The sequence below is a fragment of the Chelativorans alearensis genome, assembly GCF_010993735.1.
Classification (GTDB): domain Bacteria; phylum Pseudomonadota; class Alphaproteobacteria; order Rhizobiales; family Rhizobiaceae; genus Chelativorans; species Chelativorans alearense.
The window spans coordinates 224,431-238,104 of sequence record NZ_WQNI01000005.1 but is presented as its reverse complement, the minus strand read 5'-3'; the positions used below and the strand labels follow the sequence as shown (position 1 = coordinate 238,104).

The following is a 13,674-nucleotide window of genomic DNA, read 5'->3' as shown; positions in this document are numbered from 1 at the left end:
CAGCGCGTTTTGTAAAGCCCCGCACTACCGGGATTCGTGGGAAGAGGCGGATGCGGCGTGGGTGAGCTCGCGCTCGAGGCGGGCTTCCTCCTCCACCTTGGGGGTGATGAAGCGGCCGAGAAGCAGATAGGCCACCGGCGTGAGGTAGAGTGTGGAGAGCGCCGAGAGCCCCAGCCCGCCGACGATCACCCAGCCGAGCGCGATGCGTGCCTCGGCGCCCGCCCCGGTCGCCAGCACCAGAGGCAGGCCGCCAACCACGGTACAGATCATGGTCATGGCCACCGGCCGCAGGCGGATGAGGGAAGCCTGCTCGATCGCCTCGCGCACGTTCAGTCCGCGGTCGCGCAGCTGGTTGGCGAACTCGACGATGAGGATGCCGTTCTTGGCCATGATGCCGACCAGCAGCACCAGACCGATCTGGCTGTATACGTTGAGGCTCGTGCCGGACAGGAGCAGGGCGAAGACCGCGCAGGCGAGCCCCAGCGGCACGGTGGCCATGATGATGAGGGCGCTGACGAAGCTCTCGAACTGGGCTGCCAGGACGAGCAGGATGATGACCACGGCAAAGCCGAAGATGGTCAGCATGCTGTTGGCCGTCTCGCCCAGTGTCGCGGCCTCGGCCAGCGGGATGATGCGGGCGCCCGGCGGCAGGTGCGGTTCGGCGATCTCCTTCGCCGTCTGAAGGGCGGTGCCGAGCGGGAAATCATCGGCCAGCCCGGAGGTCACCTGCACGACGCGCATCTGCTCCTCGCGGGTGAGCGAGGGTGGCACCGCTTCCTCACGCAGCGACGTGATGGTGGAAACGGGAACGAAGCGCCCGTCGCCCGTCCTGACGAAGACATTCTCGAGATCCGTCGGATCGTTGATCGGATCCGTCGTCGACAGAAGCTTCACGTCGAAGCTCTTGTCGTCGATGAAGAGGGAGCCGATCTCGCGCCCATCGAGCAGGGCCTGGATGGACTCGCCCAGGCCCGCAATCTCGATGCCGAGATCGGAGGCGCGCTGGCGGTCGATCTCCACCTTCAACTGCGGCTGGGTGGCATCCTGCGACAGACGCGGGCTGTCGAAGCGCGGATCCTCCTCCATGTCCGCGACGATGGCCATGGCGGCCTCGGTCAGGCGGTCGTAGTTGTACCCCGCCACGGCAAATTGCAGGCCGCTGCCGGAGCCGCGGATGCCGAGACTATTGGGCTGGAAGGCGAAGGCACGCACGCCGGGCACGCGGGCCGCCAGCGCGTTCACCTCGTCCAGGATCTCCTGCTGGCTGCGCTCGCGCTCCTCCCACGGGGCTAACGCCAGCACGAGGAATCCGCGATTGGAGCCGCCCATGCCGACAATGGAGAAAGTGCTGCGGATTTCGCCGCGCTCGCGCAGCGGCTCGATCAGCGTTTCGATCCGGCGCATGTTCCCGGTCAGATAGTCGAGGCTCACCCCTTGCGGCGCGGAAACGCGCATGAAGGCCACCGACCGGTCCTCGCTCGGGGTGAGTTCGGACTTGACGGAGCCGAACACGCCATAGGCGGCGGCCGCGAACAGCGCGGAGACGAGCAGGATCACGGCCGGCGCGTCGAGGCAGAAATGCAAGGTTCTCGCGTAAAGCCGGGAGAGGCCCTCGCCGAAGCGCGCCATGGGGCTCGGCGGTGCTGCCTCATGTTCGGAGCCGCGCTCGCCCGAAGCGAGCATGCGCGATGCGAGCATCGGGCATAGCGACAGCGCGACGATGGACGACAGGAAGACGGCGATCGCCAGCACGAAGCCGAATTCGCGGAACAGGCCGCCGGCCTGGCCTGGCAGGAAGGAGAGCGGCACGAAGACCGCCACCAGCACGGCCGTGGTGGCGACGACGGCGAAGAACACCTCCTGCGTGCCGAGCACGGCAGCCGCTCGTGGGCCCATGCCCTGGTTACGCCGGCGCACGATGTTTTCCAGGACGACGATAGCATCGTCGACGACGAGGCCGGTGGCGAGCACGAGCGCGAGCAGGGTGAGGATGTTGATGGAGAAGCCCGTCAGGTAGATGGCCGCCACCGTGCCGATCAAGGCCACGGGAATGGCGACGCCGGGAATGATGGTGGCGCGCACGTCGCGCAGGAAGAGGTAGATAACGAGAAGCACGATCGTCACGGCGATGCCCAGCGCGATCTCCACCTCGTGGATGGCGCCGTTGATGAAGATGGCGTCGTCGCTGGTGACGGCGATCTCCATGCCCTCGGGCAGGATCGGCTTGATCTCCTCCACCGCCTGGCGCACGCCGGAGGAGATGTCGAGCGTGTTCGACTGGGCCTGGCGGACGATGCCGAGCCCGATGCCCGTCCTGCCGTTGGAGCGCAGCCGGCTCTCGCCGAGGTCGGGGCCGAGGGTGACGACGGCGACGTCGCCCAGGTGCACGTTGCGCGAAAGCTGGATGGCCTCGAGGTCCTCCGGCGTGGTGATGGACGCCGTAGCCCGCACGATCAGGTCCTGGGTGCTGCTGGTCAGCGAGCCGGCGGGGCTGTCGAAAGCCACGGTCGACAGCGCATTGCCGATGTCGCCGATGGTCATGCCGAGGCTGGCAAGCCGCGCCTGGTCGATATCGACGCGGAAGATCTTGTCGCGATCACCGTAGACCTGCACGTCGGCGACGCCGGACACGGTGGCGAGCTTGTCGACGATCTCGTCCTCGACGAAGACCGTCATGTCCTCGATCGACATCTCCTCGGAGGTGACCGCCAGCCGCATGACCGCCTGTGCGTCGTCGTCCGCCTTGACGATGGTCGGCGCGTCGGCATCGTCGGGCAGCTGGTTCTGGACGCGGCCCACCGCATCGCGGACGTCCGAAGCGGCGGCGTTGATGTCGACGCTCTCGCGGAACTCGATGGTCACCCGGCTGCGGCCAAAGGAGGACGAGGAGGAGATGGTCGAAACGCCGGCGATACGCGTCACCGCGCTCTCGAGGACGGCGGTGATCTCGCGGTCGATAGTCTCGGCGGCAGCGCCATCGAAACGTGTCGTGACGGAGATCACCGGGCGGTCGACATCCGGCAATTCGCGCACCTCGACGCCGTAGAGCGCGGCAAGCCCGGCAACCGCGATCAACGTATTGATGACGAAGGCGAAAACGGGGCGTCGCACGAAGAGCGCGGTGATGCCGCCGCCGGCCTGCTCCATCTTTCCTTCGCTCATGGAAGCGTTTCCCGTTCCCTCAAGAGCCGCGCGGCAGGGTTTCGTTGCCGGCGATCGATACGCCCTGGCCCTCGCGCACAGCGTGCACGCCCTCGACGACCGCCTGGTCACCGTCTGCGAACTCGCCGTCGACAAGGATGCTGTCGGAATTGCGCTGGATGATGCGCACCGGAGTGCGCCGCGCCGTGCCCTCGCGCACCACCCACACATAGGCCCCCTCGGTGCCCCACTGGACGGCAAGCGGGTCCACCGCCGGGTAAGTTTCGCCGGCGAACGCCATGCTCACGCGGAACGCCATGCCGGAGCGCAGGGTGTCGGCAGGATTGTCGATGCGGCCCTGGACGCGCAGCGTCCGGCTTTCCTGGTCGACCATGTTGTCGATAGCGCGAACGGTGCCGGTATAGCTCTCGTCGGGGCGGGCGATGGATCGGGCGGTGAGCGGCATGCCGACGGCCAGTGAGCCGGCATAACGCTCCGGCACCCAGAAATCGACGAGGATCTGCGAGCGGTCGGCAATGGTGGCGATGTCGTCCGAGGAGGTCACATAATCTCCCTCGGCAACCGGCAGAATGCCGACGAAGCCGCCAATGGGGGCCACGATTTCGCGCCGTTCGAGCGCCAGGCGCGCCTCGCGCAGGGCGAGTTCGGCATTGCGCACTTCCAGTTCCACCTCGGTCTGCTGGACGGCGGTGGCGGCGTTGGAGGAACGCAGAGCGCTGATGCGCTCGAGGCGTGCGCGCGCATCGTCCAACGCCAACTCCGCACGGTCGACGGCGATGCTCTCGGTTTCCGAATCCATGCGCGCGATGACATCACCGGCCTCGACCTCGGCACCGGGCTCCACCGGAACCTCGGTAAGACGGCCCGACGTGAACGGCCGCACGGCGACCGTGCGCAACGCACTGCCGGTACCGATCGCGGTGAGCCGGTCGTTGATCGTGGCGGTGGTTACCGGTGTGGCCACAACCGGGCTCTGCATGCCGCCTCCGCGCCGGCCGGCGCCGCGGCGGGGCGCCTCATCTGCGGGCGCTGTTGCGGCGGGCGCTTCGCCGATGCCCCATTCGGCGGCCATATCCACCGCTCCCGGAAAGAAACGGTACCAGGTCACGGCGGCGACCCCCAGGAGCAGGAGGCACAAAAGGACCTGTTTCCACCACGTCATCCGTTTCTCCGGAATAGGTTACACGCTCAAACGGGCCTCGGTCGGCGCCGCGCGTACGACCGGATGTCCCCCACCATCTACCGCTCTTGTACGGCAAGAGTGAGCGCGGTTCACCCATTATACCATTAAATTACTGTAAGGATTGGCCGGCGGCCGGATCTCAGGCCGTCGTTCCCCGCCGCGTGCGACCGACATTGGTGGCAATCTCGGTGTAGGCGGCGGTGCTGCCGGGAATCCTGCGCCTGTTGGCCTCGCGCAGAAAGCGCAAGGGAAACAGGACAGCCTCGACATTGGCCGGCGAGAGCTGATCCGGGCGCAGCCGGTCGGCAGCCAGCGCTGTTTCAGCCTCGGCAAGGGCGGCATCGATCTCGTCCGCCTCGGCCAGGCCCTTCTCGCGCATCAGCGAGCAAAGGGCCGAGACGGCCATCAGCATGCCTTCCATCTGCAGGTTCGCGGTGTTCATGGTCGGCCTCCCTCGGGCTTTGCCTCATGGTGGAGCGCGGGCTGCCTGCCGGGCTTCCAGCTGTGCCGCCCCTTCGTTCCTTCATATCATATCGTGGCGATTCTTGCCCTCCCGCGCGTTCGCTGCGCCTCGATTTTCCCGAGAGCTTGCCCGACCGGCGTAAGGGGCAACGATAGGGGACAAACGAAGATGCCGTTGGAAAGGGCCGACTGGGCATAGAGCGCGGTCCATGCGCAAGGCCTCCTCCAGCTTCATGAAGAAGTCGAGGGAAACCTTCTAAGTCTATGATTTAAGGAGGTAGATGGTGGGCGTGACAGGGATTGAACCTGTGACCCCTTCGATGTCAACGAAGTGCTCTCCCGCTGAGCTACACGCCCATCCGACGCGCGCATACACCACATATTCGCGGGCGCCGTCAATAGGAAGGTTTCAGGCCGCCTGCAACAGCTTCTCCACCTCGTTGACGAGGTCGCGCAGGTGGAAAGGTTTCGAAAGAACCTTGGCGTCGCGCGGGGCGTTGGAGTCGGGGTTGAGCGCCACGGCGGCAAAGCCGGTGATGAACATGACCTTGAGGTCGGGATCGATCTCCGTGGCGCGGCGGGCAAGCTCGATACCGTCCATCTCCGGCATGACGATGTCGGTCAGAAGCAGCGAGAACGGCTCCTCGCGCAGCCGTTCGTAGGCGCCGGCGCCGTTGTCGAAATCGATTACCTCGTAGCCGGCGCGTTCCAGCGCCTTGACGAGGAAACGCCGCATGTCGTCGTCGTCTTCCGCGAGAAGGATTCGTGCCATCTTAACTTCCGAAACAGACCCCGAGCGCCCGATACGAAGGGCGACCGCCATATATCACGCTATATGATTCCGGCATGGTAAATATCAAGTGAATGATGGCAGCGGAAGAGTGCCGCGCAAGCTTGCGCTCTGGACAGGGGGCTGTCCGGGTGGCAGGCTTCAAAGGGGCAAGATGCAAAGGTTCCAAAGGGCTCAAGACCCAGATGAGTGCACAGGCGGACTTTTCCCACATCCCAGCTTTCCAGGTGCGGACGGCGGGCGAGCAGCGCATCCCGTTCGTTTTCAACTCGCCGCATAGCGGGCGTCACTATCCGCCCCGCTTTTTGGCGATGAGCCGGCTCGACGCCGCCACCATCCGGCGTTCCGAAGATTGTTATGTGGACGAACTGTTCTCCGTCGCCGCCTCTCTCGGCGCACCGCTGCTCAGCGCCAACTTCCCGCGCGCTTATCTCGATGTGAACCGCGAGCCATGGGAACTCGACCCGCGCATGTTCCGCGAGCCGGTGCCTTCCTTCACCAATATCCGCTCGCCGCGGGTGGCCGGCGGCCTCGGCACCATCCCCAAGCTGGTGGGCGAGGGGCTCGATATCTATGGCGAACGCCTGCCGCTCGGCGAGGCGCTGTCGCGCATCGAGCATATCTACCGCCCTTACCACGCCTGCCTTGCCGAGCTTTTGCAGCGGACGCGGGACACCTTCGGCTATGCCATCCTGATCGACTGCCACTCGATGCCGGCCAATATCCGTGTCGGCGACGGATCGCTGCGGCCGGACTTCATCATTGGAGATCGTTTCGGCTCTTCCGCCGCGCCGGGGCTGACAGAGCACGCCATTTCGTTGCTCGCGGCCAGGGGTTATGCCGTGGCGCACAACAAGCCCTATGCCGGCGGTTTCATCACCGAGCACTACGGCAGGCCGGTCGAGCAGGTCCACGCCCTGCAGATCGAGATCAACCGTGGGCTCTACATGAACGAGCGGACGCTGCAGCGCATCGAAGGCTTCAGCGCGCTCGCCGACGATCTGGCCGAATTCGTACGAACGCTGACGATGATCCCCGACCAGTACTTCCTCACCGTGCCCATGGCCGCGGAATGAAAGGGCGCACGTCCGCTCTGCCCGGGTGGCGGCGGGGGTAAAAAAGAGACCGTATCGTTTACACGACACGGTCATGAGTCTAGGGAGGAAACGCCCAAGGAGGGCATAGATAGAATCAACTATCCGAATCAAATTCTATGTTGCGCTGCACAATTGTCAACCCCTGAGCCCGAAATTGCGCAAAAAAGAACTGGATAACCGCGTCGCCGCGGGGGAATCCGATGCCTGAAAGCCATCCCACACCCGATTTCATGCGCCGCCTCGCCGCTGCCGCAGCCGCCGAGACCCTGCCGCGATTCCGCAAGGGCGGCGACGTCGCCAACAAGCACGCCGCCGGGTTCGACCCGGTGACAGAGGCCGACCGCGCCGCCGAGACGGCCATCCGGACGCTGATCAGCGAGCATTTTCCCGATCACGGGATCATCGGCGAGGAGTTCGGCACGGAAGGGGCCGACAACAGCCATGTCTGGGTTATCGACCCGATCGATGGCACCCGCGCCTTCATTTCAGGCCTGCCGCTGTGGGGTACGCTGGTGGGGCTCACCATCGACGGCAAGGCGGTGGCCGGCATGATGTCGCAGCCCTTCACGGGGGAGCTCTATTATGCCGACGGAAACGGCGCGCATTACGAGGGACCGGGAGGCGCGCGGCGTCTGGCCGCGCGTGGCACCAAGCACCTTTCCGAGGCAACCCTGTGCACCACCACGCCGGCGCTCTTCGACGCGCCGCGCAGGGCGCTCTACGACCGGGTGGAAACGGCCGTGCGCCTGCCGCGCTATGGCACCGACTGCTATGCCTATGCCATGGTGGCGGCCGGCCATGTCGACCTGGTGATCGAGTGCGACCTCAATCCATACGATATCGTGGCGCTCATTCCCATCATCGAGCAGGCGGGCGGCGTCGTCACCACCTGGGATGGCGCCCGCGCGGAGGCCGGCGGAGACATCGTCGCCGCCGCCACGCCGGAGCTGCATGAAAGGGCGTTGGCGCTGTTGCAGGGTTAAGCGGAAGACGGAACCGGCCATCCAGGCGCGACGGGGCGCCGGCACATCCCTCACCAATCGCCTGTCGAAGAGCGGGAGTGAAGGCATCCTCAAGCACCACCACTCACCCCTTCGATCGCCACCGGCCGTGCAAAGGCCTCGAAGGCGGCAAGAGCCTGCTCGCGGTAGAAGTCGGCTTCCTGGAGGACCTCGTGGCGCGCGCCGTCGATGGTCAGCACCTTTGCCGAGCGCAGCCCCCGGGCATAGCGCTCTATGGCCGGGGTGGAGACCACCTGGTCGCCGCCGGCGGCGAGAAACAGGATGGGCAGACGCACCCCAGCCATGAAATCCGGCGCGCGCACCCGCTCCATGGCCGTGAAGGCGGCGCGCAGCCAGGCTGTGGAGAGATTGGCGAGGCCGAGTTCGGGATGGGCGCGCAGCAGCGCCTGGTTGCGTGCGTAGCGGGCGGGATCGCTGGTCAGCCGGTTGGCTTCGAACGGTATCTCGATGCCGCGCCGGCTGGTGCCGGGGACGGGGCGGCTGCCCAGGCCGACGGCGAAATAGGCGCTGGCAAGCGCCTTCACCAGGGACAGCGGCAGGGGCGTCGTGAAGGTGAGGAGGGGTGCGAGGAGCACCATGCGGCTGACGCGGCTGGCAAGGTGCGGGCTCGCCAGAAGGGCGATCAGCGCGCCGGTGGAATGGGCGAACACGGTATAGGGCGGGCGGCAGTCCGGCAGCACGATCTCCGTGAAGAAGCGGTCGAGATCGGCAACGTAGTCGTCGAAGGTCTCGATATGCCCGCACCGCGGGTCGGGCAAAAGGCGGTCGGAGCCGCCCTGGCCACGCCAGTCGAGCGAGGCGGAGGCAAAGCCGCGCTTGGCGAGGTCGCCCACCGTCTCGAAATACTTCTCGATGCTTTCGTTGCGCCCCTGCAGCAGCACGACGGTGCCGTTCTCGGCGCGGCAGGGGAAGCGGGCATAGCGGATGCGCACCCCGTCGTCCGCCGTCATCATGCCCGCTACGGCGCCCTTCGGCACGGGATTTTCAGGGATTTCGCGCAGCAGGTCGGACATGGTCGGGTTCGCCGCTTTCGGGCCGATGCTGTAGTGATCTGACCCAAACAGATGAGCACCATCTGTCAGGATCGCACCACTAGCCACCGTGATAGAGACGAGGCTCGTCAAACGCAAAGGATTTCATGAGGGAGCGTGCTGTCTGTCGCACACCGGGGATGGTGCGAGGACACCACCCCCGGCAACCGAGACACATGGAAGGGACGGTTGCATGTGCCCCGGAAGTGCGATGGGTGAAAGGTAAAACCGCATGTCTGAACGTAAGGCGAAAGGTTCGTTCAGGTTGCGTTCATCTTTCGCTTCTCGCGGCGGTTGGGCGCTGTCCTCCCCGAACTTGAACCGCGCGCGAAAAATACCCAAATCTGGCATGCGGCCGCCGTGAATGGGGTCGCTGGCCAGAATGGGAGCGCCGAGACGGGTTCCCGTGGCCAAACGCAAACTTGTTGCTCAACAGGAGGACAGACCATGCGTCATGTCGATTTTTCCCCGCTTTACCGTTCGACGGTCGGCTTCGACCGCCTTTTCACTATGCTCGATTCGCTTGGCCAGCTTGATGGCGGCCAGCAGACCTACCCGCCCTACAACATCGAGCGCACGGGCGAGGACGCCTACCGCATCTCGATGGCCGTTGCCGGCTTCTCCGAGGACGATATCTCGGTCGAGGCGCACCGCAACGTGCTGACGATCAAGGGCGAGAAGCGCGATGAGCGGAACGAGGAGGGTGCCGAGTTGCTCTATCGCGGCATCGCCTCGCGCACTTTCGAGCGGCGCTTCCAGCTCGCCGACCATGTCGAGGTGCAGGGCGCTACGCTGAAGGACGGCCTCTTGCACATCGACCTCGTGCGCAACATCCCCGAGGAGATGAAGCCGCGCAAGATCGCGATCACGTCCTCCAAGCAGAAGTCGAAGCAGATCGAATCCAAGGCCGCGTAAGGCCTTCGGTCTTTATCGAGACGGCAGAGCGGCGCCTTTCGGGCGCCGCTTTTGCTATCTGGCGAACCGCGCAAGGAGATGATCGGCCGAAGCCTTGCCCGGCCCCCACGCCATGATGGCGAGTGCCATCGCCGCCCAGGTGAGGTGCAGGGGCCAGCCGCTCGGCACCGTAAGCTGGACGACGATCGTCATGACCAGGAGGCCGAGGGCGGAAAGCCGTGTCGCCAGCCCGACGACGAGCAGCAGCGGAAGCAGGATTTCGGCCGAGCCCGCGAGGAAGGCGACGATGCCGGGCGCTGGAAACCCGTAAGGCCCACCGGGCAGGTGCAGCTTGAATTCCTGGGCGAAGAGAAGCACTGCCACGTCGTTGAGATCCAGGAAGCCATCCCATTTGTTGACGCCCGAGCGCCAGAAGGGGACGGCAAGCGCCAGCCGCAGCGCAAGTTGCGTCAGCGAGGGAAAGGCGATCGTCCTCACGAGCGCGTTTGCCCGCTCGACCAGCTTCGAAAGCGCGTGTTTGTCCGCGTAACCGGCATCTTGCATATCGGTCATCGTCTTCCCCCTTCTGATACCGCCACCGCTGTGAATACGCCGGCTTCAAGCATCCCGGCGATATTGGCGGCCGGGTCGAACCTTGCGTTGTCTTCCAATGCCGCAGCCACTGCCTCGCCAAGCGGCTTGCCCGCAATCAGTCTTTCCAGGAACACGGCACCGCCGGGCGGCAGGCGGCGCACGAAGACATCCAGTCGCGGGCGCGTCACCAGGCCGTCCTCCGGCTCGGCGGTCTCCAGCCGGCCGACGGCCCCCTCCTGTCGGTTCAGCGCGAATATGGTGACGGCGGGAAAGCGCGAGCGCACGATCCTTGCCGCCGGGTGGGCGGTGAAGGCCGCCTGCCCGAGCCTTTCCGGCGGGATCGAGGCGAGGGCATCCGGCTTCAGCGGCGCGGCGTCGGCGGCGTGATAGGCGTCGAGCCAGGCGCGCTCGATGCGCGCGACGTCGGCGAGATAGGGAAGCGTGCGCGCGTGCTCGAAGCCCTCGATGAAATCCGCGAAACCGCGCCCGTATTCGAACAGCAGCGGCGATACCGGCGGGCTCTGCCGCACGTGGATCCTGGCCATGGCGCGGAAGAACTCTTCGCCGACGATGCGCTGCGTCGCCGGAAACGTGTCCGCCAGCGCGTTGACGAGGCTCACCGTCACGTTGTTGCGGTAGACGTTGTAGCGCTTCTTCGCCGCCTTGCCGTTCGGCCCGGCGATCAGTTCGGGCTCCCTGGCCTCGGGGTCGAGCAACGGCGGCGTGAATGCGGCCGCATAGGCGAGGCGGCTACGCGCCTTTTTTGCCATGGAGATGACCGGCTCAACCATGGGCCATGCTCCGCATCTGCGATACCGCGTGGCGGTCGAGGATTACCTGAGCGGCTGCGGCCTCCGCCTTCAACACCGGCCACTCGGGAATGTCGCTGTCCCATTCGATAAGCGTTGGAACGACGCCTCGGCGGCCGATCACGATCCCGTAGAGCTTCCACACGGCATCCGCCACCGGCCCATCGTGGCTGTCGATCAACAGAAGCGCGCCTTCATCGTCCTCCTGCTCGGCGTGGCCGGCCAGATGGATTTCGCCGACATGTTCGAGCGGGAAGTCGGCGAGATACTCCAGCGCCGAATAGCCATGGTTGGTGGCGGAGACGAAGACGTTGTTGACGTCGAGCAACAGGCCGCAACCCGTGCGTCGCACAAGCGCGCGCAGGAATTCCGTTTCGGCAAGCGTCGATTCCTTGAAGATGACGTAGGTCGAAGGGTTTTCAAGCAGGATCGGCCGGCCGATCGCTTCCTGCATCTCCTCGATATGCTCTGCCACGCGGTCGAGCGTCGCCTGCGTATAGGGCAGCGGCAGCAGGTCGTTGAAATAGGTCGTCTCGTGGGTCGACCAGGCGAGGTGTTCCGACACCAGCGCCGGCTCGTAGCAGTCGACCAGGGACTTGAAACGTTTTAGATGACCCTTGTCGAGCGGCTGCGGGCCTCCGATGGACATGCATACGCCGTGAAGCGATACCGGCCACCGCTCGCGGATGGCGGCAAGGGCGGCGTGGGGCGGGCCGCCGGCGCCCATGTAGTTTTCCGCATGGATCTCGAAGAAGCCGACCGGGGCCGGGTCGGCGTGGATGGCTGCAAGGTGCTCCGGCTTCAGGCTAGCCCCGGCAGCCCCGCCCACGGGGAATGCCGGAAAGCGGGCCGCCTCGACGCGGTTGACGATAGGCATACCGGCCATGGGTGCCTCCCTTTCCGGCAGTTTCCGATCAGGACGGGATGTCGCGGTCGAGCGCTTCGGGCGAGCCCATGCGGTCGCCGGGAAGCTCCATCGTCTCGCAGGTGCCTCCGGCGACGAACTTCCAGGCATTGCCCTGATAGTCCACGGTCGAGGTGCCCTGGCAGGTGGTGCCGGGGCCGGCCGCGCAGTCGTTCTGGCCGGCGAGCGCGACGCCGTAGCACTTCTCCATGCCGGCATCCATCGCCGCCTTGACTTCGGCCTCGCTCAGCGGAGCGGCGGCGGCGCCGGTCGCCAGCGCGGCGGTGACGGCACTCGCCAGGTAAGCGGCGCCAATAAGGGTCTTCGTGGACATGAACTCTCTCCTCTTGGGGTTCAAAAAAAAGCCGGTCAATCACCGGCCGCTCCCTTCTCCCAAAGGAGGCAGTCACTTGGAAATCAACGCCGCGCGATGAAACTCTAACGAGCCGATGACGCCAACGTGAAGGTGGAACAAGTCAGCTTCCAAACTGTTATTCATCTTACGGTTGCGGAAAATTTTCGTATAATGCAACCTATCCGTATGGCGATTAGCCATTGACCGCCGATTCAGCAGCATTTTCCGGAGAGGGTTCGATATTGAAGTCCTTGCTCATGTCGGGTGCATTGGCATCCGCGGCTTTTCTCTCGCCGTTTGCCCCAGCCTTCGCCGCGGACACGATCCACGATCCGTGGCGAGGCCGTATCATCGATTACCGTTCCAGCCAGGGGAGCCTCGAGGACGACGACCTGCGGATCTCCGTGGGCGCCGGGTATTTCAACGTCCGCGCCAATGAATATGTCTATTTTGAAGGATCGACCATCAGCAGGCTGATCTGGGACGTCACCTCGGCGGCCGCGATCGAGGCGCGGGCGGAGTATGATCTCACGCCGAGGTGGACGGTCTTCGGGTCGGCGACGGTGGGGATCCACCATGATGCGTTCATGGCCGATTACGACTGGGCCTGGGACCCCGGGTCGGGCGAGTGGACAGACCGGTCCCGGCACCCCGATACCCGCTTGGATCACTACTTCGCGTTCGATGTTGGCGCCAGCTACGCTGTATGGAGAAGGCAAGGCCTTGCGCTGAAGTTACTCGGCGGTGCCCGTTATACGGATCTGAAGATGACTGCCTACGGCGGAGACTTCGTCTATTCCTCCGAGGACGGTTTCCGCGACTATGTCGGTGTATTCCCCGACGGGGAGCGGGGCATCACCTATCAGCAGCAGTTCCCGGTCCTATACGGAGGCGTCGGCACCTCTGCCAAGCTTGGCGTGATCTCCCTCGACGCCGAAGTTTTGGGAGGTGTCACGGTGCGCGCGAGCGATCGCGACGAACACTGGCAGCGATCCATCTTATTCCGCGAGAGTTTCCACTCCAGCCCTTATCTGGGGCTGCAGTTTCGGGCATCGGTGCCGGTTTCGCGTGCGGGCGATGCGTTCCTCTTCGCCCGGTATGAGAACCACTTCAAGATGAAGGGCGATATTCGCGCTCTGGACCACAGTACAGGAGACAGCGCCTATGCCGAGGATGCGGCCGGCGCGTCCTTGCGGACGCTGACGCTTGGCCTCGGCGCGCGCATCCGCTTCTAGTGGTCCGACCCAACCGGATGTACCCATCCGTTTGGGTTAGCCAGCCCACAAGCTATTGATCTGGTGGGGCGATTTGTCCTGACAGATGGGTACCATCTGTCAGGACTGCATCATTGCGACATGGGCATGCGGCTCG

The 13,674-nt window shown here is 65.1% G+C and carries 13 protein-coding genes and 1 tRNA gene; 4 read left to right on the top strand and 10 right to left on the bottom strand.

Going from position 1 to position 13,674, the window contains the following annotated elements; translation table 11 throughout:
- Positions 1-24 precede the first annotated feature (24 nt).
- The 5 genes from GPJ75_RS09475 to cpdR form a co-directional block, all read right to left on the bottom strand.
- Complete coding sequence (locus GPJ75_RS09475; RefSeq protein WP_163267419.1) at positions 25-3,162, bottom strand: efflux RND transporter permease subunit; 3,138 nt, start codon at positions 3,160-3,162, stop codon at positions 25-27.
- A gap of 19 nt (positions 3,163-3,181) precedes the next feature.
- Complete coding sequence (locus tag GPJ75_RS09470) at positions 3,182-4,324, bottom strand: efflux RND transporter periplasmic adaptor subunit (protein WP_163267417.1); 1,143 nt, start codon at positions 4,322-4,324, stop codon at positions 3,182-3,184.
- A gap of 160 nt (positions 4,325-4,484) precedes the next feature.
- Positions 4,485-4,787 (bottom strand): hypothetical protein, encoded by a 303-nt coding sequence (locus GPJ75_RS09465; RefSeq protein ID WP_159588447.1) that lies wholly within the window; start codon positions 4,785-4,787, stop codon positions 4,485-4,487.
- A 302-nt stretch (positions 4,788-5,089) separates the two neighbouring features.
- A tRNA-Val gene (locus GPJ75_RS09460) sits at positions 5,090-5,164 on the bottom strand.
- A gap of 52 nt (positions 5,165-5,216) precedes the next feature.
- Entirely contained in the window at positions 5,217-5,579 is a 363-nt protein-coding gene (gene cpdR, locus GPJ75_RS09455; RefSeq protein ID WP_159588443.1) for a cell cycle two-component system response regulator CpdR, read from the bottom strand.
- A 203-nt stretch (positions 5,580-5,782) separates the two neighbouring features.
- Between cpdR and GPJ75_RS09450 the strand changes: the two genes are divergently transcribed.
- Together GPJ75_RS09450 and hisN are read left to right on the top strand one after the other, a co-directional pair.
- Positions 5,783-6,673: an N-formylglutamate amidohydrolase gene (locus GPJ75_RS09450; RefSeq protein WP_163267416.1), complete on the top strand. Its 891-nt coding sequence runs from the start codon at positions 5,783-5,785 to the stop codon at positions 6,671-6,673.
- Between the two features lie 221 nt (positions 6,674-6,894).
- Positions 6,895-7,677, top strand: coding sequence for a histidinol-phosphatase (gene hisN / locus GPJ75_RS09445; RefSeq protein WP_163267414.1), 783 nt, complete (start codon positions 6,895-6,897; stop codon positions 7,675-7,677).
- An 89-nt stretch (positions 7,678-7,766) separates the two neighbouring features.
- Here hisN and GPJ75_RS09440 read toward each other — a convergent pair whose 3' ends face one another.
- The gene (locus GPJ75_RS09440) at positions 7,767-8,729 is read right to left on the bottom strand and encodes an alpha/beta fold hydrolase (protein ID WP_163267412.1); all 963 of its coding nucleotides are present in this window, start codon (positions 8,727-8,729) and stop codon (positions 7,767-7,769) included.
- Between the two features lie 465 nt (positions 8,730-9,194).
- Here GPJ75_RS09440 and GPJ75_RS09435 point away from each other — a divergent pair, with 465 nt between their 5' ends.
- On the top strand, positions 9,195-9,662 hold the full coding sequence (locus GPJ75_RS09435) for an Hsp20 family protein (RefSeq protein WP_163267410.1): 468 nt from the start codon (positions 9,195-9,197) through the stop codon (positions 9,660-9,662).
- 54 nt (positions 9,663-9,716) lie between these two features.
- Here the strand turns inward: GPJ75_RS09435 and GPJ75_RS09430 are convergent, their stop codons facing one another.
- The 4 genes from GPJ75_RS09430 to GPJ75_RS09415 are packed head-to-tail and all read right to left on the bottom strand — an operon-like array spanning position 9,717 to position 12,282.
- The gene (locus GPJ75_RS09430; protein WP_163267408.1) at positions 9,717-10,214 is read right to left on the bottom strand and encodes a DoxX family protein; all 498 of its coding nucleotides are present in this window, start codon (positions 10,212-10,214) and stop codon (positions 9,717-9,719) included.
- Positions 10,211-11,026, bottom strand: coding sequence for an HvfC/BufC N-terminal domain-containing protein (locus GPJ75_RS09425; protein ID WP_246248996.1), 816 nt, complete (start codon positions 11,024-11,026; stop codon positions 10,211-10,213). The genes GPJ75_RS09430 and GPJ75_RS09425 overlap by 4 nt, the downstream gene beginning before the upstream one ends.
- A complete protein-coding gene (bufB, locus tag GPJ75_RS09420) occupies positions 11,019-11,930 on the bottom strand; it encodes an MNIO family bufferin maturase (protein WP_163267406.1) in 912 nt (303 codons plus the stop codon). Before bufB ends, GPJ75_RS09425 begins: the two co-directional genes overlap by 8 nt.
- Before the next feature lie 28 nt (positions 11,931-11,958).
- Positions 11,959-12,282 carry a BufA1 family periplasmic bufferin-type metallophore gene (locus GPJ75_RS09415; RefSeq protein ID WP_159588429.1) on the bottom strand — a complete coding sequence of 108 codons (324 nt, stop codon included), beginning with the start codon at positions 12,280-12,282 and terminating at the stop codon, positions 11,959-11,961.
- 221 nt (positions 12,283-12,503) lie between these two features.
- Here GPJ75_RS09415 and GPJ75_RS09410 point away from each other — a divergent pair, with 221 nt between their 5' ends.
- A complete protein-coding gene (locus tag GPJ75_RS09410; protein ID WP_163267404.1) occupies positions 12,504-13,538 on the top strand; it encodes an omptin family outer membrane protease in 1,035 nt (344 codons plus the stop codon).
- The last annotated feature ends 136 nt before the right edge of the window (positions 13,539-13,674 follow it).

Excerpts from the sequence above, each read along its gene's own strand:
- cpdR (WP_159588443.1), bottom strand. The coding sequence starts at position 5,579 with ATGGCACGAATCCTTCTCGCGGAAGACGACGACGACATGCGGCGTTTC.
- bufB (WP_163267406.1), bottom strand. The coding sequence starts at position 11,930 with ATGGCCGGTATGCCTATCGTCAACCGCGTCGAGGCGGCCCGCTTTCCG.
- GPJ75_RS09415 (WP_159588429.1), bottom strand. The coding sequence starts at position 12,282 with ATGTCCACGAAGACCCTTATTGGCGCCGCTTACCTGGCGAGTGCCGTC.
- hisN (WP_163267414.1), top strand. The coding sequence starts at position 6,895 with ATGCCTGAAAGCCATCCCACACCCGATTTCATGCGCCGCCTCGCCGCT.
- GPJ75_RS09430 (WP_163267408.1), bottom strand. The coding sequence starts at position 10,214 with ATGACCGATATGCAAGATGCCGGTTACGCGGACAAACACGCGCTTTCG.
- GPJ75_RS09465 (WP_159588447.1), bottom strand. The coding sequence starts at position 4,787 with ATGAACACCGCGAACCTGCAGATGGAAGGCATGCTGATGGCCGTCTCG.
- GPJ75_RS09450 (WP_163267416.1), top strand. The coding sequence starts at position 5,783 with ATGAGTGCACAGGCGGACTTTTCCCACATCCCAGCTTTCCAGGTGCGG.
- GPJ75_RS09470 (WP_163267417.1), bottom strand. The coding sequence starts at position 4,324 with ATGACGTGGTGGAAACAGGTCCTTTTGTGCCTCCTGCTCCTGGGGGTC.
- GPJ75_RS09435 (WP_163267410.1), top strand. The coding sequence starts at position 9,195 with ATGCGTCATGTCGATTTTTCCCCGCTTTACCGTTCGACGGTCGGCTTC.
- GPJ75_RS09440 (WP_163267412.1), bottom strand. The coding sequence starts at position 8,729 with ATGTCCGACCTGCTGCGCGAAATCCCTGAAAATCCCGTGCCGAAGGGC.
- GPJ75_RS09425 (WP_246248996.1), bottom strand. The coding sequence starts at position 11,026 with ATGGTTGAGCCGGTCATCTCCATGGCAAAAAAGGCGCGTAGCCGCCTC.
- GPJ75_RS09475 (WP_163267419.1), bottom strand. The coding sequence starts at position 3,162 with ATGAGCGAAGGAAAGATGGAGCAGGCCGGCGGCGGCATCACCGCGCTC.